Source organism: Paenibacillus yonginensis, assembly GCF_001685395.1.
Classification (GTDB): Bacteria; Bacillota; Bacilli; order Paenibacillales; family Paenibacillaceae; genus Fontibacillus; species Fontibacillus yonginensis.
Genome location: NZ_CP014167.1, coordinates 18,899 through 44,969 on the forward strand (window position 1 = coordinate 18,899; position 26,071 = coordinate 44,969).

Annotated in this window: 24 protein-coding genes; 17 read left to right on the top strand and 7 right to left on the bottom strand. The window is 52.1% G+C overall.

Translation table 11 applies throughout. The features are described 5' to 3' along the window. Positions 1-9 precede the first annotated feature (9 nt). Entirely contained in the window at positions 10-696 is a 687-nt protein-coding gene (locus AWM70_RS00115) for a DUF1129 family protein (protein ID WP_068693257.1), read from the bottom strand. A 239-nt stretch (positions 697-935) separates the two neighbouring features. Between AWM70_RS00115 and AWM70_RS00120 the strand changes: the two genes are divergently transcribed. Then, entirely contained in the window at positions 936-1,151 is a 216-nt protein-coding gene (locus AWM70_RS00120; protein ID WP_151208715.1) for a hypothetical protein, read from the top strand. Positions 1,152-1,247: 96 nt separating this feature from the next. Here the strand turns inward: AWM70_RS00120 and AWM70_RS23045 are convergent, their stop codons facing one another. Continuing rightward, positions 1,248-2,225: a hypothetical protein gene (locus AWM70_RS23045; protein WP_099093046.1), complete on the bottom strand. Its 978-nt coding sequence runs from the start codon at positions 2,223-2,225 to the stop codon at positions 1,248-1,250. A 201-nt stretch (positions 2,226-2,426) separates the two neighbouring features. On the opposite strand from AWM70_RS23045, the gene AWM70_RS00130 reads away from it, so the two are divergent. From AWM70_RS00130 to AWM70_RS00160, 7 genes are all read left to right on the top strand, one after another. Next, positions 2,427-3,257: an alpha/beta hydrolase family protein gene (locus AWM70_RS00130; protein WP_068693260.1), complete on the top strand. Its 831-nt coding sequence runs from the start codon at positions 2,427-2,429 to the stop codon at positions 3,255-3,257. A gap of 143 nt (positions 3,258-3,400) precedes the next feature. Next, positions 3,401-4,195 carry a DODA-type extradiol aromatic ring-opening family dioxygenase gene (locus AWM70_RS00135; RefSeq protein WP_068693262.1) on the top strand — a complete coding sequence of 265 codons (795 nt, stop codon included), beginning with the start codon at positions 3,401-3,403 and terminating at the stop codon, positions 4,193-4,195. A 274-nt stretch (positions 4,196-4,469) separates the two neighbouring features. Beyond that, a complete protein-coding gene (locus AWM70_RS00140; protein WP_068693264.1) occupies positions 4,470-5,570 on the top strand; it encodes a DUF3048 domain-containing protein in 1,101 nt (366 codons plus the stop codon). Between the two features lie 196 nt (positions 5,571-5,766). Next, complete coding sequence (locus AWM70_RS00145; RefSeq protein ID WP_068693266.1) at positions 5,767-6,381, top strand: DUF47 domain-containing protein; 615 nt, start codon at positions 5,767-5,769, stop codon at positions 6,379-6,381. 17 nt (positions 6,382-6,398) lie between these two features. Continuing rightward, positions 6,399-7,397 carry an inorganic phosphate transporter gene (locus tag AWM70_RS00150; RefSeq protein WP_068693268.1) on the top strand — a complete coding sequence of 333 codons (999 nt, stop codon included), beginning with the start codon at positions 6,399-6,401 and terminating at the stop codon, positions 7,395-7,397. Between the two features lie 179 nt (positions 7,398-7,576). Beyond that, positions 7,577-7,753, top strand: a complete 177-nt coding sequence (locus AWM70_RS00155) for a hypothetical protein (protein WP_206093399.1) — start codon at positions 7,577-7,579, stop codon at positions 7,751-7,753. Between the two features lie 91 nt (positions 7,754-7,844). Then, the gene (locus AWM70_RS00160; protein ID WP_068693270.1) at positions 7,845-8,201 is read left to right on the top strand and encodes a CopG family antitoxin; all 357 of its coding nucleotides are present in this window, start codon (positions 7,845-7,847) and stop codon (positions 8,199-8,201) included. A 114-nt stretch (positions 8,202-8,315) separates the two neighbouring features. On the opposite strand, the gene AWM70_RS00165 is transcribed toward AWM70_RS00160, so the two are convergent. Then, a complete protein-coding gene (locus tag AWM70_RS00165; RefSeq protein ID WP_237167792.1) occupies positions 8,316-9,224 on the bottom strand; it encodes a copper amine oxidase N-terminal domain-containing protein in 909 nt (302 codons plus the stop codon). A gap of 209 nt (positions 9,225-9,433) precedes the next feature. Between AWM70_RS00165 and AWM70_RS00170 the strand changes: the two genes are divergently transcribed. Then, positions 9,434-10,108, top strand: a complete 675-nt coding sequence (locus tag AWM70_RS00170) for an SOS response-associated peptidase (protein WP_068693272.1) — start codon at positions 9,434-9,436, stop codon at positions 10,106-10,108. A gap of 320 nt (positions 10,109-10,428) precedes the next feature. After that, positions 10,429-11,391, top strand: a complete 963-nt coding sequence (corA, locus tag AWM70_RS00175) for a magnesium/cobalt transporter CorA (protein ID WP_068693275.1) — start codon at positions 10,429-10,431, stop codon at positions 11,389-11,391. A 540-nt stretch (positions 11,392-11,931) separates the two neighbouring features. On the opposite strand, the gene AWM70_RS00180 is transcribed toward corA, so the two are convergent. Next, positions 11,932-12,495: a hypothetical protein gene (locus AWM70_RS00180; RefSeq protein ID WP_083180061.1), complete on the bottom strand. Its 564-nt coding sequence runs from the start codon at positions 12,493-12,495 to the stop codon at positions 11,932-11,934. A gap of 282 nt (positions 12,496-12,777) precedes the next feature. Here AWM70_RS00180 and AWM70_RS00185 point away from each other — a divergent pair, with 282 nt between their 5' ends. From AWM70_RS00185 to rlmD, 4 genes are all read left to right on the top strand, one after another. Then, positions 12,778-13,068 (top strand): YerC/YecD family TrpR-related protein, encoded by a 291-nt coding sequence (locus AWM70_RS00185; RefSeq protein ID WP_068700191.1) that lies wholly within the window; start codon positions 12,778-12,780, stop codon positions 13,066-13,068. Continuing rightward, entirely contained in the window at positions 13,068-13,829 is a 762-nt protein-coding gene (locus AWM70_RS00190) for a sirohydrochlorin chelatase (protein WP_068693277.1), read from the top strand. The genes AWM70_RS00185 and AWM70_RS00190 overlap by 1 nt, the downstream gene beginning before the upstream one ends. Positions 13,830-13,863: 34 nt before the next feature. Beyond that, positions 13,864-14,745 carry a diacylglycerol kinase gene (locus AWM70_RS00195; protein ID WP_068693279.1) on the top strand — a complete coding sequence of 294 codons (882 nt, stop codon included), beginning with the start codon at positions 13,864-13,866 and terminating at the stop codon, positions 14,743-14,745. A gap of 167 nt (positions 14,746-14,912) precedes the next feature. Then, positions 14,913-16,547, top strand: coding sequence for a 23S rRNA (uracil(1939)-C(5))-methyltransferase RlmD (gene rlmD / locus AWM70_RS00200; RefSeq protein ID WP_083180062.1), 1,635 nt, complete (start codon positions 14,913-14,915; stop codon positions 16,545-16,547). A 535-nt stretch (positions 16,548-17,082) separates the two neighbouring features. Here the strand turns inward: rlmD and AWM70_RS00205 are convergent. After that, the gene (locus AWM70_RS00205; protein ID WP_068693281.1) at positions 17,083-18,048 is read right to left on the bottom strand and encodes an SDR family oxidoreductase; all 966 of its coding nucleotides are present in this window, start codon (positions 18,046-18,048) and stop codon (positions 17,083-17,085) included. A 228-nt stretch (positions 18,049-18,276) separates the two neighbouring features. Beyond that, positions 18,277-19,287 carry an AraC family transcriptional regulator gene (locus AWM70_RS00210; RefSeq protein WP_237167793.1) on the bottom strand — a complete coding sequence of 337 codons (1,011 nt, stop codon included), beginning with the start codon at positions 19,285-19,287 and terminating at the stop codon, positions 18,277-18,279. A 523-nt stretch (positions 19,288-19,810) separates the two neighbouring features. Here AWM70_RS00210 and AWM70_RS00215 point away from each other — a divergent pair. From AWM70_RS00215 to AWM70_RS00225, 3 genes are all read left to right on the top strand, one after another. Then, positions 19,811-21,160, top strand: a complete 1,350-nt coding sequence (locus tag AWM70_RS00215) for a dockerin type I domain-containing protein (protein WP_237167794.1) — start codon at positions 19,811-19,813, stop codon at positions 21,158-21,160. Positions 21,161-21,164: 4 nt separating this feature from the next. Continuing rightward, positions 21,165-24,095 (top strand): InlB B-repeat-containing protein, encoded by a 2,931-nt coding sequence (locus tag AWM70_RS00220; protein ID WP_068693290.1) that lies wholly within the window; start codon positions 21,165-21,167, stop codon positions 24,093-24,095. 320 nt (positions 24,096-24,415) lie between these two features. Then, a complete protein-coding gene (locus AWM70_RS00225; protein WP_068693292.1) occupies positions 24,416-25,399 on the top strand; it encodes a tRNA dihydrouridine synthase in 984 nt (327 codons plus the stop codon). A gap of 250 nt (positions 25,400-25,649) precedes the next feature. On the opposite strand, the gene AWM70_RS00230 is transcribed toward AWM70_RS00225, so the two are convergent. After that, positions 25,650-25,988 carry a winged helix-turn-helix transcriptional regulator gene (locus AWM70_RS00230; protein ID WP_068693294.1) on the bottom strand — a complete coding sequence of 113 codons (339 nt, stop codon included), beginning with the start codon at positions 25,986-25,988 and terminating at the stop codon, positions 25,650-25,652. Positions 25,989-26,071: the final 83 nt, after the last annotated feature.

Sequence of the window (26,071 nt, forward strand, 5' to 3'; positions counted from 1 at the left end):
GCTTTACTTTCATCCTTTGCGCGGCTTGCGCAGGAAATAGAACTGGCCGATAAAACCAATCCCAAAAAGAATCAGGCTTGTCCAGGGACTGACAGTAAAAGAAGGCAGCATCTGCCGGAGCATGACATAAAACGCTATAATCACAACCGCTGCGCCTATGGACAGAACGAAGGTCTTGATATCGGTCTTCAGCGTCCTTTGTCCGCCAGCGTTCTTCTCTTTATCCGGCGAGCCGAGGAAACGGGTGATCAAGACCACCAGCAGGATCGAACCTGCCGCAACCAGGAGAAGAGACGTAGTATTAACCGTCATTTCCCCTTGCCCGCCCCGTGACCATTTGCTGAAGAAGCCTAACACCATATAGATGAAAAATACCCATGTTAAAGCGAGCCAGGGGATCATCGTGTAATATTTGATTTTCGCTTTGGCTGTACGCGGCTTGCGCATCTCCAGATCGGATAAAAGCTCTCCGGCGTAGACTTCAGGGTCATAGCTGTAGGCTTCGAGAAAAGATTGCCCCAGCTTCTGATGCTTCAGCATCTGCCGGGCCGTGTCCAGCAGGGCGTCCCGGGCGGCGGGGCCGTCGAATTCGCTTTCCTTGACGCGGCGGGCGACTTCGGCCAGAAAAAGCCGGTTCGCTTCCGTCAGCTGTCCGCTGATCCGCGCGATTTCCTGTTCGGTTCTCTGCATGTTCATGAAATTCTAATTCTCCTTCTGCTGCGATCCGGCTTCAATTAAGGCCGGGCCTTTTGCCGGTGTGAAATGGCTTCAATGCCCCGAGTATACTGTACGGGCCTGACGTCTGCAAGAGAGAGCAGCTGTGGACATTTGGTGACACCGGAATAATTCAAAGTCATTCATCCAACAATAGCCATGAAGACTGAGGCCGCTAAATACCGGCTATACATGAGGTCTGTAATCATGAGAGGGGTGGGATGATGGAACGTTCAGGCGAAGAATTAACGCGGGCGATGCTCTTGAACAGCCAGTCCCGCGGCTCGCTGGAGGAAGTGGCCGGGGAAGATGATTCGGTGGAATGGAAAGGGTTGTCCGGCGAGCAGACGTTAGACCCCGGGGAAGAGGCCCCGTTTTACGCCCAGTGGGAAGGCCGGGATCTGACCCGGCAAATGTATCTGCAGTCCTATGACTGAGAGGGACAAGGGTGACCTTGCTTCGCGTAAAGGACAATAATTGCATCTGGTGATTGGTTAAGAACCGGCAGCCTTCGGGCCGCCGGTTCTTGTTGTTTACAGCTCTATCGGGAAATGGGTCTTCCGGTACTGCTCGACTTCGGCGGTCAGCTTACCGCCGTTTGCGTTCACGAGTTTCATGAAGGCGGCAAGCTCCGTCAGATATGCGCTGTTTGCCGGGTCCCGATATGTCAGCACCGCCTGATACCCTTTGGAGGCATTTGGCTGAATCTTTTTATCGTCATAATTGAATAGCGGCGTATTAGGCAGCCCGTAAAAGGTGTACAGCTTATAAAGGTTGAACAGGCTGCGGATTTGCGGAGTCCGGTTGGAGGACGGATAGTTCCGGATAAACAGCTCCTGCGCTACCGCACGTGCGGTGATCTGCTGATAGCCGATCGTAAGCGCGCCGTCGCTGGCCGGAGCCTGCCGGGACTCCTCCGCCATAATATCAATATAGGCCTGGATATCCCGATGTACATAAGGACGGAAGAGCTTGTAGGAGCCGTAGTCCACAACCGGGTAAAACGTACCCTCCGCCGTACCCAGCTTATACCCTGCGGCTGCCGTTTCCTTCAGCAGAGTTCGCAGCGATGGGCTGGTCGTACGGCCAGCTAGGGAAGAGAGTGTATCGCCCTGCTTGTAAAGCTGGACCATTTGAGCTTGAAGCTTGGCGGAAGACAGCTTATGGGTGTAGCTTGGCAGCAGCCGCTTCTGCGCGTTCTCGAGGTGTAAAGTCATGAGGGTAGCTTCCTGAGCATTTATTTCCGCGAGATGCTGCTTCAAATAAGGGATGGCCTGGACAAGCTGATCTTTAGCGAGCAGGGCTTCGTAATGAGTGTAGATCGGGCTGTAGCTGGAAGCCGTCTTGTTGGCTGCAGAGGATAAAGCGGCTGCCGAAGGCGAAGCTGCGGCGGCTGTACCCCTGTCTACCGATGCTGCCGCTCCGCTTGAAGGCGCTGCGGCCAGGCTGACAGCCAGCAGACCTAGCAGACAGGCTGCGGGGAACGTGGACCTAAGTGGCGTGATTCTCATATCATCAACCTCCCGTTTGGGTTCTTCCCTTTCTTACTCGTTAGACGTTGATTTGCTGGGGAAGGTTGCGTTGACAAAGCGGAGGACAGAATGATATTATTAATTACAATTAAACAACTCGGAATTATAAGTTTTGGACATTAAAATTTTAAAATAAGGGTACATTCCAAATTTGGGTTTAAGCGCGAAGGAGGACAACGCATGGAGCGGCAGATTACGATAAAGGTTGGCCAAGAAACGATAGCCGCAAGCTTGCATTATCCCGCGGAATCAGCTTTGAAGGAAGGACGTTGTAAAAATCGCGTGCCTTTGGCGCTCATCTGCCACGGCTTTGTCGGCAGCCGGATTGGCGTGGACCGCCTGTTCGTTACTACCGCCAGGGAGCTGGCCGATGCCGGTTATCTGGTCATCCGCTTCGATTACCTGGGCTGCGGAGAGAGCACCGGCAGCTACGGACGTGAAGGCCTGGCTTCGATGGTGGCCCAAACGAAGGCGGTGCTCGATTATGGAATAAGCTGCGGCGATGTGGATCCGACACAGGTGACCTTGATCGGTCATAGTCTGGGCGGCGCGGTGGCGGTGGCGACTGCGGCCTCGGACCGGCGGGTGAAGAATCTCGTGCTTTGGTCCAGCGTTGGCTACCCGTTCAGCGATATTGTGAAGATTACGGGACGTCAGTTGTATGACGATTCGGTTAAATACGGCCACGCCGATTTCCTCGGTTATGAGCTGACGCCGGTCTTTTTCGAGTCGCTGGCCGCTTACCAGCCGTTCCAGGAAATAAACAAATTCCAGGGCAATGTGCTGGTCGTTCACGGCACGTCCGATGATGTGATTCCGGTCGATTATGCGTTTCTGTACCAGAAGGTCCTTTGGACCCGTCAGGAGGGGCGCTGCGACAAAGAGATTATTTTCCAGGCGAATCATACGTATTCGAACAGCGAACACCGCGCTCATCTGATCAAGACTACGAAAGAGTGGCTGGACGGGCAGGAAGCGCTGCAGACGCAGTGGCAGAACTGGATGATTTGAGGGTTTGGGGCGTCCCTGAGGGGCGCTTTTTTTTGACCGGTAACGTAGAGCATGGTTTGGCAAAAGGTTGCAAGTGGTAAAATAGACGGGGAAGCGATAGAATAAACATATATACACTATCACGGGATAAGGAGGTGGCCCGGATGACGATGCCATCCTTGTTTATCGCACACGGTTCACCGATGCTGGCACTAGAAGACAGCGCATACACCGCTTATTTGCAGCGGCTGGGCCGTCGCCTGCCTGTTCCCAAGGCCATTGCGATTTTCTCGGCCCATTGGGACGATCCGCAGCAGCTGCTGACGGATGCGGACCGTTATGAAGCGATTCATGATTTCTACGGGTATCCTGAGGAGTTGTATCAAATTCGTTATTCCATCCCCGGCGACCGGAAGATTGCTTATGAAGTTCAGAACCTGTTTCAGCAGGGCAATCTGAAGTTCAAGACTGTGCCGGACCGCGGGCTGGACCATGGGGCGTGGGTCGTCCTGAGACGGCTGTATCCGGATGCCGAAATACCGGTGCTGGAGCTGTCGATCGATTCCAAGCGGTCCCCGATGGAGCAGTATGAAATCGGCAAAATGCTGGCCGCCTTGCGAGGCAAAGGCGTGCTGATCATCGGCAGCGGAGCGCTGGTGCATAACCTTCGCTTATCCGGGGATCAGGGGCCTGCGCCTCAAGTCGAAGCTTTCGATCAGTGGGTCAGCGACAGAATCAGCCAGTGGAACCTGTCCGAGCTGTTCCGGTATGACAAGCTGGCGCCCAATGTGCGGGACGCGGTGCCGTCGTATGCCGCCGAGCATTTCTGCCCGCTGTTCTATGCGATGGGTGCGGCGGACAATGAACGAACGGCCAAACGGCTGTTCCAGGACCGAAGACCGGGAGCGCTGAACCTGGACGTCTGGCAGTTCGGGGGAACAGACCTTGGCGACCTTTGACAGCGATGAGATCAGCTTAGATGAAAGCGAACAGCCCAGCGTAATGTGAAAGCAGCACCAAGCAGCATGACCAACCATAAACAGAGCCGTATCCTTGGGGATGCGGCTTTTTTGATAGCAGGACCAGCGCCGGGAAGGGCGGACGGATCGAAGCGGTTGAACCGCATAGACGGGTCCGGCGTAGTTCCCGGTTTGAGGTAACGGTTCCGGTCCCGGCGGATTCCGCCTATAATGGAACAATAACCCATTTGCGCTTGAGAAGGAGGAAGATCGCTTGACGAATAAGGATTGGAGAAAATGGTCCGCAGCCGCGGCATCGCTTTCGGCCGCGGCTGCGCTGCTGCTGTCCGCCTGCAGTTCGGAGCAGGCGGACGAGCCCGTACCGTCGCAGCCGCTGGTGGCGGAGTCAACGGCGCCGGACATAGCGCCGGGGCCTTCGGCTTCCGCGCCTGCGGGAGCCTATACGTCACCGCTGACCGGCCTTCCGGCCGAAGAAGCGGTAAATTTGCGGCCGGTCGCGGTGATGATCAACAACGCGCCGGCGGCCCGTCCGCAGTCTGGTCTGCAGGATGCGGACGTGGTGTACGAAGTGCTGGCAGAGGGCGGGATCACGCGGCTTGTCGCGATATTCCAAAGCGCGGACAGCGGCTCTGCCAAGCTGGGGCCGGTGCGCAGCATCCGGCCGTATCTGATCGAGCTGGGCGAAAGCTACCACGGCGTGCTGGCGCACGCAGGCGGCAGCCCGGACGCCTATTCGATCCTGCAGTCGCAGCACAAGGAGGAGCTGGACGAAATCGGTCGAGCGGGAGCCTACTTCTGGCGGGACTCCGCGCGCAAAGCTCCGCACAATCTGTACACCAGCCTGGAGAAGCTGCGCGAAGGCGTGGACAAGTTTGGTTTTGCGGCCGAGGACAATGACGTTCCGTCCTACACGTTCCGCCAGGCGGATGAACCGCTGACCGAAGGCGAAGCTGCGGCCGGTGTGCAGGTAACCTTTTTGCAGGACAGCTATAAGGTGTCTTACCGCTATGATGCCGGGACGCAGCTGTATACGAGGTACATCGGCGACAAGGCGCATGTGGACAAGGAAACCGGCGAACCGCTGACCATGAGCAATGTCATCGTTATGGGGGCCGACCACAAGGTGCTGGATGATGTCGGGCGGCTGAGCGTGGATTTGGCTGGGGGAGGCAAAGCGCTGCTGCTGCAGCGGGGCAGGGTGCTGACCGGACAATGGGTGCACAAAAAGGACGATGTAATCCGGTTCGTGAAGGATGGAGCCGAGGTGCCGCTGTACCCGGGGAAAACGTACTTTAATATCGTGCCGAACAGTCCGGATTTCGACAGCCATATTCAAATTCTGGAAGACCTTTAATGCATGGATGATCCTCTTTTTACTAATATTAGGGATAGCAGGTACTAGATGGGGTAATGTTAAATAAATATTGCCTGAAAGTTTTTAATAATGCGTTTACATAACCTTTACAATACGTCTTTCAGGTTGGTAAGATAACAGGGGTTGTCATCAATAGAGCTATTTCATCAAATTATTTAAAAAAGGGGATATCCAGGTGAGAGTCAAGAAGAAGGATATTTTTTTCCAGACACTCGAAAATATGGCGGATACGATTGTACAAGCCGCTGACTATTTTACCGCACACGTTTCGGATTTCGACAATATTTCCGATTTTGCCAAAGCTATGAAAGAATATGAGAAGAAGTGCGACGAGTTTGTGCATACGACCATTAAAGAACTGAACAAAACGTTTATTACCCCTATTGAACGCGACGACATTATGGGCCTGGTCACAACCATGGACGATGTGATTGACGGACTCGAAGCCACGGTATCCCGTTTCTATATGTATCACCTGGGCAACCCGGATAAATACATCGTTCAGTTCGGCGAAATTCTCCGCAACTCCGCTTATGAAATCCAGAAGGCCGTACACCTGCTCTCTTCGAAAAAGCTGCTGGCGATCCGCGAGCATACCATCCGCCTGAACGACCTGGAGAACCAGGGAGACGAGCTGCTGCGCATCTGCATCAATGAGCTGTTCAAATCGGTAACGGATCCGATCGAGCTGATCAAGAAAAAAGAAATCTACGAACGTCTTGAAACGACGACGGATGCCTGCGAGCACGTAGCCAACATGCTGGAATCCATTATCATGCGCAATTCGTAAGGGGCGTTGACAATAACATGGATACAACTTTGCTCGTATTAGGCGTCGTCATCATCCTTGCGCTTGCCTTTGACTTTATCAACGGGTTCCACGACACGGCGAACTCGATCGCCACTTCCGTCTCAACCCGGGCCTTAACGCCGCGCAGAGCGATTCTGCTGGCCGCTTCGATGAACTTCCTTGGCGCGATCCTGTTCACAGGTGTAGCGAAGACGATCGGGGGCAAAATCGCCGATCCAACCACGATGGACAACGGTCTTGAGGTCATTATCGCCACGCTGCTGGCAGCGATTATCTGGAACCTGGTGACCTGGTTCTTCGGCATTCCGTCGTCTTCCTCCCATGCGCTGATCGGTGCGCTGGTGGGTGCCGTGTTTGTTGGAGCCGGTTCGGACCATGTCAAATGGTCCGGCTTCCGCGAAATTCTGGAAGGTTTGCTGCTGTCGCCGATTATTGCCTTTATTGTTGGTTATATCGTTATGACGATACTCAAATACATTTTTGCGAGAAGAAGTCCCCATACGGTCAACAAAGGTTTCCGTATGCTGCAAATTCTGACAGCTGCGCTGCAGTCCTTCACCCATGGCACCAATGATGCCCAGAAGGCGATGGGGATCATTACCTTTGCTTTAGTGACATCCGGCGAGCTTTCCGATTTAACCGTCCCCTTGTGGGTAAAAATATCGGCGGCTTTGTCCATGGCGCTCGGCACCTCGGTCGGCGGATGGAAGATCATCAAAACGATGGGCACCAAAATCTTCAAAATCGAGCCGATCAACGGTTTTGCGGCTGATATTTCGGCGGCCTCCGTTATTTTCTCGGCTACGCTGCTGCACCTGCCGGTCAGCACCACGCATGCGATTACCCCGGCGATCCTCGGCGTAGGCGCTGCGAAACGATTCTCGGCCGTGCGCTGGTCGCTTGCCGGACGAATCGTAATCACCTGGTTCATCACCATTCCGATTTCCGCCGTTTTGGCCGGTCTGATTTACAAGCTGCTGTTCGGCTGGTCTTGATCGGACGCTTAAACCGTTTAACTTATCGTTTACCTTATAAATAAAAAATTACTTCATTAACAGATGAGAAGTTCTCCCCAATCGATTCGATAGCGGAGAGCTTTTTTTGTTTGTGGAGGGGATAAAATATGTTACAATTGTATATACAATAGCATATACATGATTGTGAGGAAGCAAACATGTTAAGTTTTATTTGGGATGAAGAAAACATAGAACATATTGCTCGTCATCATGTTGAATCATACGAGGCAGAGGATGCTTTGATGGATCCTCAGCGAGTGAAGTTTTCAGCACACAGTGGACACTTAGGGATTATCGGAGCAACCGAAGAAGGAAGACGTCTGGTTGTCATCTAAGTTAAGAAAGTTAAGGGAAGGCTTAGAGTGATAACGGCTAGGGATGCAACGGAATCCGAAGCTAGAGTATACCGAAGGAGGAATCGTTAAGATGAAAATAATTACATCACAAGATCAGATTCCACAAGGAATGAGCGATTCTGAAGCAGCGGAGTTCTGGTCCAAGCATACAATGAGTGAAGAATTGCTGGAGGCTTCCATTATTGAAGAAGAAGACCATGACTTACCAAAAAGGCAGTCTTCGACAATTTCTATTCGTATGGATGATGATTTGCTGCTCCGCATCCGGAATCTGGCCAGAATCAGGAAAAAGGGTTATCAAACACTGATTAAAGAATTTTTAATTGAAAGAACCTATGAAGAGGAAAAAAAATTACTGCTGTCTGAAAGAGAAAATGGTTATTTAAATGACGTTTATAAAGAGTTAACAGCTGCTAAAGCTGAATAGAAAAAAACGACGACCGCCATTTCAAATGGGGGTCGTCGTTTTTTAATATAAGAGCTGATAAAAGGCGGTCACAGCGGCTTGGGGAAAGGACTTTACTCCGCTGGCTTAAAACCTCTAAGCCACCGTATTGCTGATCTCCTTCAGGAATCCGTTCCGTGACGCCGTATTGATTTGCTCGTTGATGGCCTCCGCAGCAGAAGGACTGAAAATGTACCATTGATCTTCCATTGCGTCGTAGAGCAGGGTTTTCTCAAATCCGGCTAATTCTTCTGCAGGGAAGGCGTTAACCAGAGAATAGACGTCGTAGCGCTTGATGCTGTTGCCTTGTTTGTCCAGGAAATCATATTGAGCGTTCTTATAATAAGACCCTGGCAAGTCAATGTTTGCCATCCAGGAATAACTGGCGGGGGCGTTAACCTTGGCGCCTTTATTCTGCTCAAACAGATCATATACAGACTGGCTATAGGCATTTCCGCTAATTTGCGAGATCACGCCGCCCATGGTCATATGGTATTCATACTGCAAAGCTTTCACCGGCGTTTGGCCGATGACAAGGGGCGTAGTGCTGATCGTGATTGCGGACGAGCCGCCGCTGCTGTAGCCGACCTTGCAGCCGAACGTTTCGGCAAGGAAGCGCAGCGGAACCATGACGCGGTTCTTCTGGATATACGGTTTGACGTCAAGCTGAACGGTTTTTCCATTTTTTACGGCGGAAGTGCTGCCCGGTTTCAGCGTGACCTTCAGGTCTCCTTTAGTAAACGTAACCTGCGAATTGGACCAGTCTACCTTGGCGCCCAAATTCTCGCTGATCACACGCAGCGGCACTAAAGTCCGGTTGTGGCTGACCACGGGTTTCACGTCGGACTGAACAGCAGTGCCGTCTATTTGGATGGATAGAGCAGCGGAAGCTGCTGAGGCTGCTGAGGCTGTATGGACAGGGGAAACACCGGGAAGCAGCGTGCTGGCCGTCAGGGTCAGCGCCCCTGCAAGCAGGATAGCCGGGAGTTTGGTTCTCATCTTCATCTGTAATCGCTCCTTTAGATACAATTGTGGGGTTTGCAATCCCGTTATTCATATAGACGTATGAAACCGTCATTTTGTTTTGTTTTTTTTACATTTAAAGGGTATATTTACAGCTGAGGGCTTGGAGAACTGCGGATTTTATCGTAAAAAGGAGATGCATATATTTCCTGAAATGACAAATACTACTGCCGAAAGGGAGGCTGATGGGTATGTGTCAACGTTTCTCGATGGCGGCAGAGCTGCCGGAGGTTCAGGAGCATTTTCAGATTGATCGGGTGATGGTTTATTATAAGAACCGCTACAACATTAGCCCGACCCAGCATACGTCGGTGGTGCTGCAGCAGAATGGGGAGCGGATTCTGGACGAATTCCGCTGGGGATTTATGCCCTATTGGGGCAAAGATGCGGTTAACGCCGATCTCCGCAATGTGCACCGCAATCCGAGCTACCGCAAAATCGTAGACAAGCAGCGGTGCGTCATACCGTGCAACGGTTTGTATTATTGGCGGCAGGAAGGCAAAAAAAGTTACCCGGTACGGGTAGTTATGAAAGATCAAAGCATGTTCGGTGTAGCCGGCCTGTATGAAATTTGGCGGGATACACGCGGGGAACCGCTGCGCACCTGCACGCTGGTCATGACGGAAGCTAATCCGCTGATTGGAGAATTCGAAAGCCGGATGCCGGCTATATTGAGCCAGGAGGATATCGCCCGGTGGCTCGATGAGGACACCAACGATCTGGATGCCCTGCATCCGATCCTGCGGCCTCATGCGGCGGAAGAGATGAATGCTTACGCGGTGACGCCAAGAGTCGGCGACAGCCGGCTTGATGACGAGGAATGCATCCGGGAGATGGACCTGCGTCAGGCTTGGGTGAAGCCGTAAATCCGGCGGCTGAACGCAGCAGGGCGGCAGGAGAATTGAGGATAAGCTGAAGAAGCTGGATAAAGCAGGCGGTGCTGAAGACTTGATAAGTCTGGGGCACCTTTTTTTTGTTGGCGGGAGAGTAATGATAGATATAGGAGGGCCGGAATGAAAAAATGAAATTAAAATTTGGGCATTGGGGGATTAGGGGCGAAACTCCGGGAGCAATTGAACAAGGTTAGGTAATTTCAGGCGTATCGGCTAAAATAAAGCTGAACGGGCCGCAAGTAGCCGCACGGCGGCGCGGTCCAAACGTTCGTGAAATGAGGAATGAGCATTCGATGATTCGCACTTTATCTATTTTGCCTAATAATGAGATTGTAGAAGGCAGCAGCCTGGACAGGCTTGACCTGGAGGCCTCGGAGTGGATTTGGGTCGATTTCGACCGGCCGGCGGATGAGGAATGTGTGCTGCTGGACAGCTATTTTCATTTTCATCCGCTGGCGATCGAAGACTGCGTGCTGCATAATTTGCAGCGGCCCAAGCTGGATGTCTATGAGGATGTGAGATTTTATGTGCTGCATGCGATAGATCCGGTGAGTCTGAAGGCGAGGGAAGTGAACCTGTTTGTAGGAGAGAAGCTGATCGTTTCTTTCCATAAACACCAGCTTGAAGAGGTGGAGCAGGCCTGGGAACAAATGACCGGCTGGATCAAGGGAGGTCGGGACCTGCGTCAGGGTCCGATGGCGGCCGCTTATGCGGTGATCGACCATCTGGTGGACTCGTATTTTCCAAGCTTGTATTCGATTGAGGATGAGCTTGCGGATATTGAGTCGCTGGGGGACAAGGAGTCGGTTGAGCAGCTGATGAACCAGGTATTTGACCTGCGCGGGCGGCTGCTCAAGCTGCGGCGGTCGGTGGTGCCGATGCGCGATCTGCTGTACCGGATCATCAATTCCCAGCATCTGAAGGAGTATGGGATGCACCGGGCTTATTTTGCGGATATCTATGACCATCTGCTTAAGCTGTCCGATATGATCGAGGCGGACCGGGAGATGACGGCCGATCTGCGCGACTCCTACATCTCGCTGAACTCCAACCGCATGAACGGCATCATGAAGACGCTGACGGTAATCACAACGATCTTTATGCCGCTTACGCTGATCGCCGGGATCTACGGGATGAACTTCGACCATATGCCGGAGCTGCATTATGTGTATGGTTATTTTACGGTGCTGCTGTTTATGGCCGGCTTGTCCCTGTGGATGGTGCTGTGGTTTAACCGGCGGGGCTGGTTTAAGTAGATTGTTAGGATGTGAAAGGGAAGCAGAAGCTAAGTTTCTTCGTGCGAAAAAAAAGCAAAGGCGTGCGGACGGGTCTGCACGCCTGTTTGGCGAGGGGAAAAAGGCTGGCTGGAAGCCTTGGAGCTCAAAAGCTCAGAAGTTCGGAAGTTCAGAAGTTCTGATTTGGAAGCTCCGAAGCGCGTAGGCGTTGAAACCCTAAGACTCAGAAGTTGCGAAGCTCCGATGTCCGGAAATCCTGAGTCCTGAAGTCCTGAAGCTCCGCTCTGCTTGGGCCTTAAACCTCGTTGTGCAGAAGGGCCGGCAGCCGCATGGAACGGTCGGGCCTAAGGGTTTAAATTTTGCTGGCTCGGGTTTGTTGCGGTTTGGGATCAACACTTAACAGGTCCGATTGAGAATTCAATAAGAAATTGATTTGGAAGTTTATTAAATGTTGAGTAAGATGTTAATCAGGAGGAAGTGAAAGCGCTATCTAAGCGGCGGTTTTGCTGCATGGACCTGCTGCGGAACAGCTGCGCGATACAGCTTAAAGATAAAACGGCTTTAACGGCGGCGGGAGCTGCTGCGGCGTTTGGAGGAGGAGCTGCGGCGGTTGCCTTTGCGGCTGGAAGAGCCTTTGGAGCCTGAGCTGCGGCGTTTGCCGCTGCCTGAACTTCTGCGTCTGCGCGGCGGGCGGTATTCATCCAGCGGCTCGGAGGTCGTTACGCCGGCAGCGCCTTTGGCTCCGGGCAGGAAGGAGCCCATCAGCAGCTTCGCCATCGGCGCGAACTGCTGAAAGCCGCCGATCACCTTCTGCACGCGGCCGATATGGCCCATGATGCCGTCGATGCCGCCCAGACGGTCGAAGATGCCCTTCAGATTGCCGAGATTGGAGAGCAGCCCGGCACTGGTTGCAGTTTCTGCGGCTGCAGCAGCGGGAGCGGCTGCTCCCAGCGCGGAGCCGGCAGCGTTATAGGGAACCAAAGCTGAGGATTCGGCAAAGGTGCCTGCAGCCCCATAAGGATTCACTCCGGGATAATATTGCGGGACGGAGGGCAGCTCCGGGGGAGCGGCGCTTCTTGGAGCGTTCATGCTCCGGTAACGGGCATAGTCCGGATGACGGTTCATGCCCTGGGCACTCGTGTTCCGATGGGGATTGTTATAATGAGGCAATTTGCATCACGTTCCTTTTCCAGTATTTGTGTCTATGCTTGATAGACATTCGTGGAGGCCTTTTCTACAATAATGTATGATTTAGGCAGGAGCGGGGTATAGACAAACGCCCGGATTGCGGCTGGGCAGGAGCGGAAATGCGGATCGGGCTCTGCACCGCGTGAAATCGTTAATGCTTGAAAATGAGGCCTTCCCTCGTGTACAATGAAACTACTAATGGTAGGGGATGATAAACAGGTGCAGCTCAAGAAATTGAATGATACCAGCATTGATCAATTATTCGAAGCAATTCTTACTCTTGATAACCTCGAAGAATGTTACGTCTTCTTTGACGATCTTTGTACTGTGAACGAAATCCAGTCCATGGCCCAGCGGCTTGAAGTGGCCCGCATGCTTGGCAAAGGCTGTACGTATAATCAAATCGAAGCCGAGACAGGCGCCAGCACGGCTACGATTTCCCGTGTCAAACGCTGCCTGAACTATGGCAACGACGGATATAAAATGACATTGGATCGGCTGGGCCGCTAATGCAGCCAGGCGTTCTGATCATCAGCCACGGTTCTCCGGACGACGCTTGGATCAAGCTCGTCGACGACGCCGTGGCAGCCTTGAAGCTTCCAACCGGAATTCCGGTGGAAGCTTCTTTCTTGGAGGCCGAGGGTGAACGAGGCATCCAAAGCGGCATCGACCGGCTGGAAGCGGCTGGCGCCGCCGATCTCGTCGTCGTTCCGTTATTTGTCTCTTCCGGCAGCACGCATATGGATGAGCTGTGCTATGCGCTGGGCCTGAAGCCGGAGCCGGAGCTGACGACGGATCTTGCGCGGTTTCGGATCGGAGCCGGGGTGCGGGTTCGGTTTGGCACCCCGATGGACGACGATCCGCGGATCGCGCACATGGTCTGGGACAAGGTGCGCGGGCTTTCCCGGGACCCGGACCGGGAAGTGGTGGTCCTGGTCGGGCACGGAAGCGGCCATGACGGCTTCCGGCAGCGCTGGGAGGCAGGGATGGCCTCCCTGGCGGCCAGCGTGCAGGCCATCAGCGGCGTGGCAGCCGCCGATTATGGCCTGCTGCGGACGGACACCGTGCGTGAGAAGGTGGCCGAATGGGTTAATAAGGGCTACGAGGTAATCGTGGCGCCGTTATTTTTGAGCGCGGGGTATTTCACGAAGCAGGTGATCCCGTCCAGGCTGGAAGGCCTGACTTACCGGTACAATGGCGAGGCGCTGCTGCCTCACCCGGAGTTGACTGACTGGATAAGGGACCAAATCTCGAATATAATGGATAGATGATTAACTAATCGAGAGTAAATGGAGCTGCACAGGAATGAAGAGAGCCAGACTAATATATAATCCGTCATCCGGCCGCGAGGAGATCAGACGGCTGCTGCCGGATATTCTGAACCGGCTGGATATGGCCGGTATTGAAACGTCCTGCCATGCCACGAACGGCGAAGGCGATGCGACCCGCGAAGCGGCGGACGCCGTGTACCGGGGTTATGACATCATCATTGCGGCCGGCGGCGACGGAACGCTGAACGAGGTCATAAACGGCATGGCCGGCAAAGATGACCTGCCGCCGCTGGGGATTTTTCCAATGGGCACAACCAACGATTTCGCCCGTGCCATGGGCATCTCCAGACGATGGGAGGATTATTGCGACTTGATCATTAACGGCGCAACGCGGCCGATTGATATCGGAAAAGCGAACGACCGTTATTTTATCAACATCGCCGGGGGCGGTTCCTTGACCCAGCTGACCTACGAGGTGCCAAGCCGCCTCAAGACGATGATTGGCCAGCTGGCCTATTATATGAAGGGCATCGAGAAAATGGTGAACCTTTCCCCAACCGAGCTGACCATCGCGGCCGAAGGCTACGAGCCGATGCACGGGGAGTTTATGATGTTCCTGATCGCGAACTCCAATTCGGTCGGCGGCTTTGAGAAGCTTGCGCCGGACGCGCGCATCGACGACGGCCTGCTGGACGTCATCGCCGTCAAACGCTGCAACCTGGCGGAGTTCATCCGGCTTGTGACGATGGCGCTGCGGGGCGACCATTTTAACGATTCGCATGTCGTGTACTTTAAGACGAAACGGATGGAGATCACTTCTCCAGGTCCGGTTCTTCTGAACCTGGACGGGGAGCTTGGCGGCCAACTGCCTGGCGTGTTCGAGATTTTGCCGTCGCATATGCAGATTTTTGCTTGAGAATGAAGGTTGAAGGAAGCGGGACGAGCACATTTTTTCAATATACATTTGAACATTAGAAGTCTTGCTGCTGGCCGGGCGGCCGGGCAAGGCTTTTTTCTATACAGGATACACAGGAACGTGGGAACATCTCCAGCTAATACAAGGAAAGAAGTGAAGGGATCAAGATGAACAAACACCGGGGCCGAACACGCACAGGCGAGTCATCCGGACGGGGCGGGCGTTCTTCGGGCGGCAACCGCAGCAACACTGCAGCCGTGGCCGAATGGAACCTGCCAGTAGCGAAAAACGAAGATTACACCATTGAGATCATCGGCATGAATCACGACGGAGAAGGGGTAGGCCGCGCGGAGGGCTATACCCTTTTTGTTGCGGGCGCTTTGCCGGGCGAGAAGGTACGGGTCAAGGTGATTAGCACGAAAAAACAATTCGGCTACGCCAAACTCCTGGACGTGCTGGAAGCCAGCCCGGACCGCGTGGCGGCGCCATGCCCGATCTATGACCAATGCGGGGGCTGCCAGCTGCAGCATATGAGCTACGCCGGCCAGCTGGCCTGGAAACGCCAGCGCGTTATTGATGCGCTGGAGCGGATCGGGAAGCTGCGGGTGCAGGGGAGTGCGGGGATTGGAGCGGATGTAGAGGCGAACGTTGGGGCGAGTACCGATGCAGCTGCCGAGGTGAACGCTGACGGGAGTGCGAATGCAAAGGCGAATGCAAAGGCGAGTGCCAGCGCGAGTGCAGGCGTGGACGGCAAGGATAACGGCATCATCGTCCGCGACACGCTCGGCATGGCCGAGCCTTGGCGCTACCGCAACAAAGCCCAGGTGCCGATCGGCGTAGCCGAAGGCGGCCTGGTGGGTGGTTTTTATGCGAAAAACAGCCACCGGATCATCGACATGGAAACCTGTCTTATCCAGCACGAGCATAACGACGAAGTCGTCTCGCGCGTCAAAGCGATCGGCCGAGAGCTTGGCATCTCTGCCTATAATGAAGAAACCGGGCGCGGTCTGCTCCGCCACGTTGTGGTGAAGAAAGCCTTCCGTACCGGCGAAATCATGCTCGTCCTTGTCACCAACGGGCGGGACATCCCGCACAAGGACGAATGGATTGGCCTGATCCGTGAACAGATTGCTGACGTGGCGAGCATCTGCCAGAACGTGAACACGAAGCAGACCAACGTCATCTTCGGCGATGAAACCCGCGTCCTGTGGGGCCGCGACGTCATTTACGATTATATCGGCGATGTGCAATTTGCGATATCGGCGCGTTCTTTTTACCAGGTGAATCCGGTACAAACTGAAGTGCTGTATGGCAAAACGGTGGAGTACGCCGGCCTGACCGGCAAAGAAACCGTCATCGACGCCTATTGCGGCATCGGCACGATTTCCCTGTTCCTGGCGCAGCATGCGGACCAGGTGTACGGCGTGGAGATCGTCAAAGAAGCTATCGAAGATGCGCGCAGCAACGCCCAGCTTAACAACATGAACAACGTGAAGTTTGAAGTTGGCGCATCTGAAGACGTGATTCCGCGCTGGAAAGAGCAGGGGATTGAGGCGGATGTCATCGTCGTCGATCCACCGCGTAAAGGCTGCGATCCACGTTTGCTGGAGACCATCCTCGAAATGAAACCGGAGCGCGTGGTGTACGTTTCGTGCAATGCCTCGACCTTGGCGCGGGATTTGGCGGTGTTGGAGGAAGGCGGGTATCGGACGGTGGAAGTGCAGCCGGTGGATATGTTTCCGCATACGGTGCATGTCGAGTGTGTCGCCTTGATGTCACGGATGGATAAATTGAAGAACTGAAAATGTCCATAAACTAGGGGTTTCTAGGCATTGAATTTTACTGTCGGGTGTTTTGCCATAGGTATCAATGTTGGGAAACCCTTATTTTTATTGTTCAAGGAAACATATCAACCGCCTTAAAAGTAGCAAGGTTGAGTTGACAGCTTAGATTTTTTACTGGGGTTGAGGAGACAGAATAGATGAGTAACTTAGTCTTCTCGTATAGCATCTGTATCAAAAATTCTATCAAGCTCTTCGTTTGATGTGATGCCACGAACTTTAATCCTAATCGTTGTTTTTCCCATATCCAGTCGATAGAAATGTTCACGACCAACTGCCTTAGGATAATTGTCCTTGCGGCTGGGATCGTGTGGTTCTAGAATATCAAAAATCCTCGAAGACGCATACGAAGGTATCGGCACAGAAATCTAAAGATCATAGAATGAACAAAGCGCTTCCCAATCAACGGGAAGCGCTTTGTTTTTAGAAGCGAAAGTGATACTTGAAAAGTGGTCCGATCAGCACAAAGGCCGGAATACGTGCAGAGCAGATCCTATTATCTCTGAAAATAGTAACCTTGATTAATGTCTTCAATTAGAGAAGAATGCACGGGGCGCCACCCCAAGCGCTCATGGGTTAATGCGCTTGATACAGGGTTGTCTACTGATGCGAAGTCGCCCAGCCATCCGAAATGCGAACTTGCCTTTTTCGCGTCTATGCTTTTTACCGGTAGGTTGAGATGTTGGCCAAGGGCGACGGCGATATCACGAAAGGGCACGCCCTCATCGGCAACAGCGTGAAACCGCGACCTTGCCGGAGCCTTTTCCAAAGCGAGGCAAAAAAGATGTGCCACATCGAGGTGATGCACAGCTGGCCAACGGTTGTCCCCAGTTCCAATGTAGGCTGAAATGCCCTTCTTGCGAGCGATGTCGATCAGGCTCGGGACGAACCCATGCTTATCGCCATCACCGTGTACAAGTGGAGGGATACGAACAATTGAGGAGCGAACTCCTTGATCGGCTAACGCCAGCGTTGTTTTTTCCGACGGGACGCGTAAATTTCCAGCGGAATTAGGGTCAGCCCCATTGTCCTCCGTTCCAAGATGATTGGGAGTGAGGGTCAGTGTCGGCATAGCGACAACAAGAGGACGGTCGCGGCCGGAAAGCGCGGTGCCCAGTGTCTCAATGGCACGTCGGTCCGTCTCTACAGCTGCCGTCATGAATCGCGATGGCGCCTGACGGGGGGTTCCACCAAACATTATTCGCAGGCGTGTTGACAGTCGTGCATGAGAGAACTTGTGGAAGAAGGCTGTGTGAATGACGCCATCTGCAGCGGCAGCACCGCTGCGCAAGCTTTTCAGGTCTTCGATTGAACCCTGGTGAGCCTTTGCACCAAGGGCAATAAGCCTTTTGGCAGCTTCCTCGGAACGAACAAGACCGACAACATCATGGCCAGCATCCATTAGTTCACGAACAATCGCCAATCCGATGAATCCGGTCGCTCCTGTAACAAAAACACGCATATGAAAAACCTCCTTATAAGCAGTTCAGTATAATTGGTGTTGAACCATGCTCAGTGCCGTAAGCGAGTTGCACGGGTCGTCTCATGGTTAACCTAATTATAGAAGAGGGTTCACTTGGATGTTTGCGTGTTCTGATTGAGTTATTGCTCGATTCAACGGAACCTGTTCAAAAAAGCGCTAAGCCTTGAAGCAGCGGGGATATGAAAAAAAGGCGACGAGGCATCCTGATCAGTTTAAATTCCGTCTTTCTTGGCGCCATCTGGCGATATCTTTGTTTGGCGGGCTTCCAAAGAAACGACTGTATTCTCGGCTGAATTGGGAATCGCTCGCATATCCCACAATCCGGCATGCAGTCGTCGCATCCATTTGATTGGATAACATCAGACGCCTGGCTTCTTGAAGACGCAGTACATTGCGGTATTGCAAGGGACTCATCGCGGTGACGGACTTAAAATGCTCACGGAAAGAGGATTCGCTCAAATGGACCATCTCTGCCAAATCAGCGATTTTAAATGGCTGGGAGAAGTTGTTCTGTAGCCAGTCAATTGCTTTTACAACCCGCTGTACGCTGGATTCCGCAAAAACTGTCTCAGCAACGTAAACGCCAATGGGACTGCGAAGAAGTCGAATGAAAATCTCATCCATGATGAGCGAGGCAATTAAATGATCATCGCCGGGACTAGAGAGACAATCGACCAATCTTGCCATGGCATTAATCAGAGCCAAATCAGCATCCATGACATAGCCCGCACGCCGATTACGAATCGTTGGCAAGCCATGCGGATATACTTTCGGTACCAACGCCGCGATCCTTTGCGGGTCGAGATATAGCCCTACTCCCAAGAACGGTTCGGTAGGGCTGGCCAAAATGGTTTTCATTGCAACCGGTAAGGCAACGGGAGCAATAAAAATCCGTGACCCTCCGTATTCATAGACATCCTTTCCGACGGTTATGATTTTTTTACCCTGCGCTGCAATGCCGACAGCAGGCGAGTAAATGGTATGCACATAATCCGTGGCTTCTATTCGCGAATAGCGATTGACATATAACCCGGGGATTCGCGCGGCATAGGTCCCATCATGCGAAGAATGAGTATAAATCAGATTAGCTAGTCTGATGGTTTCCGCTTTAAGCGACCCATTGGCATTATCTGACATCGGCGTGGTCGTACGATCATCCAGACTCATTTTCTCGAAAGCAACTCCTTTTACCGTTTGATCGTTCGACATGGCGGGCATGCAGTCAATAATTATGGTTCTTATCTATAACTCACTCTAATGATACTCGATAAGGTTCGTCAAATTCAAGGGGCCTTCCAACCTGAATTCCCGTGAAATCATACCATGACCGGCGAATCCACACTAAGGTAGGGCTTGCTGAACGAATCAGATTCGGTCAGATACAAGCCAAATTTCGGTTATCAAATTCACCAGCACTCCATGTGTTGCCACATACACTCCGCACACTGTGAAGCGTCGCGATTTTTTGGATGTTGCCTAGGCCACAAGCTATGCCCTTATTTCCGCAGCCCCAGGAGTTGTGTGGGAACCGATCGATGGGGGCGGGCTAAGTGCAGGTTCGAGTGCGAACTCTAATGCAAGGGGACCGAGCATCGCATCCTGGAACAACCATTTGTATGCGGCATGGTCAGAGCAAAAGGAATTTATGAATAACCAGATGCAGCAGGAAACAGAAATAAGAGTAATGAAGTGGGACGGCAGTCAGTGGTCTTCAGCTGATGACGGGAGTGGCCTGAACTTTATGTCGAGCAGCAGTGCAAGCAGTCCTTCGCTTACCGTATATCAGGGCTGTTTGTACGCCATTTGGACGGAAGCTGAAACCTCATCCATGGGAGGGTATCCGTTCAACCAGGTTATGGTCAAGAAAAATTGTGGGGAAGGATGGGTCTCTACGACGAATGGAAATAACCCTGTAAGTGGCAGCGGTAGAGGCGAATTGCCTGTGCTCCTCGTCTATCAGGATGATTTGTATGCGGCATGGATGGGTACTTCGGATGGAAGTACGGGTCGAAAAATTCAAGTCAAAAAATATGACGGCAATGTTTGGACCAGCGAAGCGGAAGATATGACGTTCGTTCCAAACGGAACGGCATTCGGGCCGCGGCTCGCAGTCTATCAAGACGAGCTTTATTTAACTTGGAGCGAGCAAATGGCGGACAGCCCCTATTACTCTTATATTCCTGTCATGAAGAGAACGATCAACAGTGCGGGAAAGGTCTCTTGGGTGAATGTATCAGGGAATTTGGGGATTACGAATACAACGACATCGGCAGGAAGCCCGGTTCTGCAAGCCTATAACGGGCTGTTATACGCGGTATGGAGGGATAACAATCCTACTCAGTTGAAGATAAGCAGCTTCGATGGAAGCACCTGGAGCTCCGTGGGCAGCGGGAATTTGGATAAAGCGGCGGGAGATAAATCACAGGATCCTAATTTGTTCGTATATAATCAGAAGCTGGTTGCTGTTTGGAATGATTTGGATTCGCAAGGCTTCCATTGGAACAGCCGAGTTGAAGAATTTGACGGTACGAATTGGAGCCCGGCGGATCAGGGACTGCCGGATACGAATACCGGCAACGTTACATCTTTTGCCTTGTTGAATAATGCTATGTATCTAGCCTGGTCGGACGTTTCAAAAATTTATGTGTCTGAGCGTCGGGAAGACTCGACACCGCAGCAGGTAACGGTCAGCTACTTGCAAGGAGATCATGGTACGCTTAGTGGGGCGAACGAGCAGGTAGAGATCGGCGGACATCCGGCAGCAGTACCGACGGTCTCACCTGATGACGGATATCATTTTGCAGGATGGAGCAGCGATGGAGGAATCACGAAGCTTAGCAGTCAAGAGGTAGCGGCGTTGACGGTGACGGCGGATGTGACGTATACCGCGTATTACACGAAGTTTGTTATGGGGGACGCGGATGGCGACGGTAAAGTGACAGCTGCGGACGCGCTTCTGTTGAGCAAATATATCAAAGGCAAGATTACGCTGACACCGGAGCAATTGCAGGCACTCGATATGAATGGCGACGGGCAATGGGACGATGAGGATATCAAAACGATCCTTGCCATCACCGCAGGAAAGGGTTGATTTAATGCGTTGGAAAAAATGGATTTCGACCATGCTGGCGGCTGTTATGTTTTTATCTTTCGGAACAACGGGCCATGCGAAGTCGGATGCAGCGTCAAACTCGATGAAGGTAAGCAGCGAAGAAGGGTATCCCGGGGATACCGTTACCGTATCGGTGTATTTGACACCGGAGGATTTGATTAACCAATACGACATTTCGATCGAGTTCGATGACACGTCTCTGGAGCTGGTGCCCGGGAATGAAGTTACGGATGAATTGGATGTCGTTTCAGATGGGGGAAGCTATGAAGCGGATTTCACCAACAAGGGGACGATCCAGGTAAAAGCCAATCCGGTATTTATAATGGATGAGACAAAGGTGCTCACCCTTCATTTCAAGATCAAGGACTCTGCGCAGCCTGGCGTTTTGAATCTGACTGTGCCTAAGCATGATCTCTATGAGGGTAACGAAATCGCATCCACAACGGTGGAAACAGGCAAGATCACGGTAAAGGCATCAAATACGAAACATACGGTGATGTTTTACACAAAAGGAGGCAGCCTGGTTGAGAGTGCAACTGATGTGGTCAGCGGTACGACAATCAGCGAACCTCCAGCTCCGACAAAGGAGGGTTTTACGTTCGCAGGCTGGTACAAAGATACGCTTGGGACGGATGCGTGGAACTTCATGACGGATGTGGTAACGTCCGATATGATGCTGTATGCGAAGTGGATACCGGCTGATCAAGAGCAATATACCGTGACCTTCGATTCGCAGGGAGGCAGCCTGGTTGAGAGTGCAACCGATGTGGTCAGCGGTACGACGATCACTGCTCCGCCAGCGCCAACGAAGGCGGGCTACACGTTCGAAGGCTGGTACAAGGAAGCAGAGGGAACGAGCGCATGGGACTTCGCAGAAGAGGCGGTAATGTCAGATGTGACGCTGTACGCGAAGTGGACACGGCACGCGGCTCAGATCCAGACCGGTTCAGTGAGCGGAACGCCCGGGTCTACGGTAGACGTGCCGGTTACAGTGGCCGACTCCACCTATGGCATAGCTGCATACAGCGTACAGCTTAATTTTGACACGGAGTCCTTGGAAGTAACAAGTGTCAAGGGGAATGCTGGAGATTACTTCGATTTCAATTACGATAACGATGCAGGCTGGCTCAAGACAGTATGGGTAGACAGTGATGCGGGAGATACGCCGATCATCGCCGGAGAGAAGCTGTTTACCGTCAGCTTTAAGGTGAAGAGCGGGGCAGCATTAGGTGATAAGGCACTAACGGTACAGATGGATGGTCCTCTTCCCTTCTCGATCCTCGATTCATACGGGACTGAAATGGAAAAGTCGTTGATCCCTGGGAAGGTAACGATCAAAGAAGGAACGGTGCAGCACACCGTAACGTTCGATTCACAGGGAGGTAGTACGGTTTCCAGTATTACCAATGTGGACAACAGCGCGACGATCAGCGCTCCGCCAGCGCCGACGAGAGCGGGCTACACGTTCGCAGGCTGGTACAAGGAAGCCATGGGCATCAACGCTTGGAACTTCACGGTGGATACGGTCACATCCGATGTGACGCTGTATGCGAAGTGGACAAGCAACGGTTCGAATAACTCAAACAACTCGAACAATTCGAATAACTCTGGCAAGCCATCTACGCCTGACACGGCAGCTACTGAGCAGCCTGCCGGCATTCAAGTCATTGTTGATGGTGTTGTGAAAGATCAAATTGCTATAGGCTCAACTACCAGTGAGAACGGCAAGTTGGTACTGACGGCTACGATCGATTCAACCAAGCTGGCTGCTCAGCTCAACCATGCGGCAGATCAGTCCACCGTGGTGATCCCCGTGACTGCCAATGTGGACAAAGCATTGGTGGCTTTGACGGGCGAAGCGGTGAAGAGTATGGAAAACAAACAAGTGATTTTGGAGGTGCAGACACCAAACGGCACCTATAAACTGCCTGCCGGGCAGATCGCCATCAACGATATCTCTGCTAAACTAGGCGAACAGATCAAGCTTTCGGATATCATCGTTCATGTAGAGATTGCCAAGAGCGATAAAGCTGCTGAGGTTCTTGCAGAAACAGCTGCGGCTCATGAAGGCTTTGAGATTGCAGCTCAGCCTGTCACTTTCAATGTAATGGCTTCCTATAATGGTAAAACGGTAAGCGTCGAGCAGTTCAGCAGCTATGTGGAACGCGAGATTCCGCTTCCCAACGGTGTTGACCCGAGCAAGGTAACAACGGCTGCCGTACTGGAAACGGACGGCAGCGTACGCCATGTCCCTACCTATATTACGACTCGTGAAGGGAAAAATTATGCGGTCGTAAACAGCCTGACCAATAGCGATTACTTCCTGATCTGGAATCCGAAGACATTCGCGGATGTCGAAGAGCATTGGGCAAAGCAGGCCGTAAATGACATGGCTTCCCGGATGATTGTCAATGGTACCGATGAGAACCATTATAATCCTGATGCTATCATTACACGTGCAGAGCTTGCAGCCATCGTTGTACGGGCTTTAGGATTGTCCGACAACGGCAGTTCGGCAGACTTCACTGATGTCCAGTCTACTGATTGGTATGCAGGTGCTGTCGCTAAAGCTGTGGAATATGGCTTGATTGAAGGCTACGGGAATCGGACGTTTGCCCCTAATCAGACGATTACCCGGCAGGAAGCACTGGTGATCATAACCCGGGCGATGAAGCTGGCGGATATTGGAGTAGACGCTGCTGATGCCGATTCCTTGCTGTCTTCGTTTGCAGACTGGACAACGGTCGCCTCTTGGGCGAAGCCGGCCGTGGCCGCAGCCGTGAAGAACGGTCTCGTGGAAGGATCGGCAGAAGGATTGAGGCCAACCGGCAAACTGACACGCGCCGAAACTGCGGCGATTGTACAGCGGTTTTTGATTAAGGCTAGTCTTATCGATAACCGGAACGCCAACTAGTTTAGCTAAAGAAAATGCCTGAAAGCGCACAAAACCAGACTCTTTTTATTGTTCTAATGGAGAAGGAGTCTGGTTTTTTATTTGTGAATAAGAGACTTGTAAATTAAGGAGGTGCAAGGTTACCTATCGGGTTGTCAGGTCTTTCATAATAGAGACCGATGCAGCACATGGTTTAGAAATTTGCACACCATGTGATACAATAAAGCAGTCTCTTCAAATCGCGCTTAAACATGTTTCGAAATAGAAATAGGGGTATAAACAGGTTTTTCTTTTGCAATTTGGGATCAAGATTTATTTTGCATCGATAGAGAGGTTTAGATATGACTAATAACTTTTGGCGTGATTTACCACGGCCATTTTTTATACTGGCGCCTATGGAAGATGTGACCGATGTTGTGTTTCGCCATGTGGTGAGTGAAGCTGCCAGACCGGATGTGTTTTTTACGGAGTTTACGAATACAGAGAGTTATTGTCACCCGGAGGGGCACCAAAGCGTGCGCGGGCGGCTCACTTTTACAGAGGATGAACAGCCTATCGTCGCCCATATCTGGGGAGATAAGCCGGAGTATTTTCGCCAAATGAGCATCGGGATGGCCAAAGAAGGGTTTAAAGGGATCGACATCAATATGGGCTGTCCTGTAGCCAATGTAGCGGAGAACGGAAAAGGAAGCGGTCTGATCTGCCGTCCCGAAACCGCAGCGGAAATCATCCAAGCCGCCAAAGCCGGGGGGCTGCCCGTCAGTGTAAAAACAAGGCTCGGTTTTACGGAAGTAGACGAATGGCGCGGCTGGTTAACCCACATTTTGAAACAGGATATTGTGAATCTGTCCATTCATCTGCGGACCAGAGAGGAAATGAGCAAAGTAGACGCTCACTGGGAACTGATTCCGGAGATTAAGAAGCTTCGCGATGAAGTGGCACCGCATACCCTTTTGACTATTAATGGGGATATTCCTGACCGTCAGACCGGCCTTAAGCTCGCTGAGCAATATGGGGTAGATGGGATTATGATTGGGCGGGGGATTTTTCAAAATCCGTTTGCTTTTGAGAAGGTACCCAAGGAACACAGCAGCGAAGAATTGCTTGATCTGCTGCGGCTGCATCTGGATCTCCATGATCAATATTCAGCGCAGATGCGACGTTCCTTCAGCGCCCTTGTCCGCTTTTTTAAGATTTATGTGCGTGGATTCCGCGGGGCAAGTGAACTGAGAAATCACTTGATGAATGCCAAGTCGACAAATGAAGTGCGTGCGCTGCTTGATGAATTTGGCAGCAGGGAACAGGATGCGGTAGAGGAACGGTAGAAGAGCGGTAGAGGTCCCTTGCACTATCACTCCTATTGGATCAATCCCCGTAATCGTTGTACATGCCCTAGTCAAACAGGACCTGGTTTAGCATCTTGCGGGACATAATAACGATTGTGCTAAACGGTAAACATTAGTTCAATGAAACGGCGGCAGTCGAGGACTTTATTTGCTTGTCCTCAGCTGTCGCCGTTTCATTTTTAAGAGCCAGTCTGAGCTTTTATTTAACCTAAGCGGGGGTTCGTCATCATCAAAGTGCTTCCGATGTTCCTCCCCAGGTTTCACCCCATATGCGCATTTCCCGAAGTACAGGGATGTACGCCCTTCCTTTATCTGTTAGCGAATACTCAACGGTAACAGGTGAGGTAGGGAACACCTGGCGGTTGATGACTCCATGCTGCTCAAAATGACGCAGGACATCCGTTAAAGACTTGATGCTGACGTTGTCTAAATGTCTTCGCATCTGATTAAATCGCTGAGGGCCCAGACTAAGTAAGGTGAGTACCAAAATAGCCCATTTTCCGCGAACAACCTCCAAAGCCTCGCGAATGGAGATGAGACATTGTTCGTCCTCTTTGCTGATATCCACAAAATCATCCCTTACTATAGTATAGTTAGTCTAATTTATAGAGCTATATAAAAATAATGTGTCTACTTTAAAGTATATACTTA

Excerpts from the sequence above, each read along its gene's own strand:
- AWM70_RS00190 (WP_068693277.1), top strand. The coding sequence starts at position 13,068 with ATGCAGCCAGGCGTTCTGATCATCAGCCACGGTTCTCCGGACGACGCT.
- AWM70_RS00150 (WP_068693268.1), top strand. The coding sequence starts at position 6,399 with ATGGATACAACTTTGCTCGTATTAGGCGTCGTCATCATCCTTGCGCTT.
- corA (WP_068693275.1), top strand. The coding sequence starts at position 10,429 with ATGATTCGCACTTTATCTATTTTGCCTAATAATGAGATTGTAGAAGGC.
- AWM70_RS00225 (WP_068693292.1), top strand. The coding sequence starts at position 24,416 with ATGACTAATAACTTTTGGCGTGATTTACCACGGCCATTTTTTATACTG.
- AWM70_RS00135 (WP_068693262.1), top strand. The coding sequence starts at position 3,401 with ATGACGATGCCATCCTTGTTTATCGCACACGGTTCACCGATGCTGGCA.
- AWM70_RS00120 (WP_151208715.1), top strand. The coding sequence starts at position 936 with ATGATGGAACGTTCAGGCGAAGAATTAACGCGGGCGATGCTCTTGAAC.
- AWM70_RS00165 (WP_237167792.1), bottom strand. The coding sequence starts at position 9,224 with ATGAAGATGAGAACCAAACTCCCGGCTATCCTGCTTGCAGGGGCGCTG.
- AWM70_RS00115 (WP_068693257.1), bottom strand. The coding sequence starts at position 696 with ATGAACATGCAGAGAACCGAACAGGAAATCGCGCGGATCAGCGGACAG.
- AWM70_RS00180 (WP_083180061.1), bottom strand. The coding sequence starts at position 12,495 with ATGAACCGTCATCCGGACTATGCCCGTTACCGGAGCATGAACGCTCCA.
- AWM70_RS00205 (WP_068693281.1), bottom strand. The coding sequence starts at position 18,048 with ATGCGTGTTTTTGTTACAGGAGCGACCGGATTCATCGGATTGGCGATT.
- rlmD (WP_083180062.1), top strand. The coding sequence starts at position 14,913 with ATGAACAAACACCGGGGCCGAACACGCACAGGCGAGTCATCCGGACGG.
- AWM70_RS00155 (WP_206093399.1), top strand. The coding sequence starts at position 7,577 with ATGTTAAGTTTTATTTGGGATGAAGAAAACATAGAACATATTGCTCGT.
- AWM70_RS00170 (WP_068693272.1), top strand. The coding sequence starts at position 9,434 with ATGTGTCAACGTTTCTCGATGGCGGCAGAGCTGCCGGAGGTTCAGGAG.
- AWM70_RS00215 (WP_237167794.1), top strand. The coding sequence starts at position 19,811 with ATGTCGAGCAGCAGTGCAAGCAGTCCTTCGCTTACCGTATATCAGGGC.
- AWM70_RS00220 (WP_068693290.1), top strand. The coding sequence starts at position 21,165 with ATGCGTTGGAAAAAATGGATTTCGACCATGCTGGCGGCTGTTATGTTT.
- AWM70_RS23045 (WP_099093046.1), bottom strand. The coding sequence starts at position 2,225 with ATGAGAATCACGCCACTTAGGTCCACGTTCCCCGCAGCCTGTCTGCTA.
- AWM70_RS00130 (WP_068693260.1), top strand. The coding sequence starts at position 2,427 with ATGGAGCGGCAGATTACGATAAAGGTTGGCCAAGAAACGATAGCCGCA.
- AWM70_RS00195 (WP_068693279.1), top strand. The coding sequence starts at position 13,864 with ATGAAGAGAGCCAGACTAATATATAATCCGTCATCCGGCCGCGAGGAG.
- AWM70_RS00210 (WP_237167793.1), bottom strand. The coding sequence starts at position 19,287 with ATGCCCGCCATGTCGAACGATCAAACGGTAAAAGGAGTTGCTTTCGAG.
- AWM70_RS00160 (WP_068693270.1), top strand. The coding sequence starts at position 7,845 with ATGAAAATAATTACATCACAAGATCAGATTCCACAAGGAATGAGCGAT.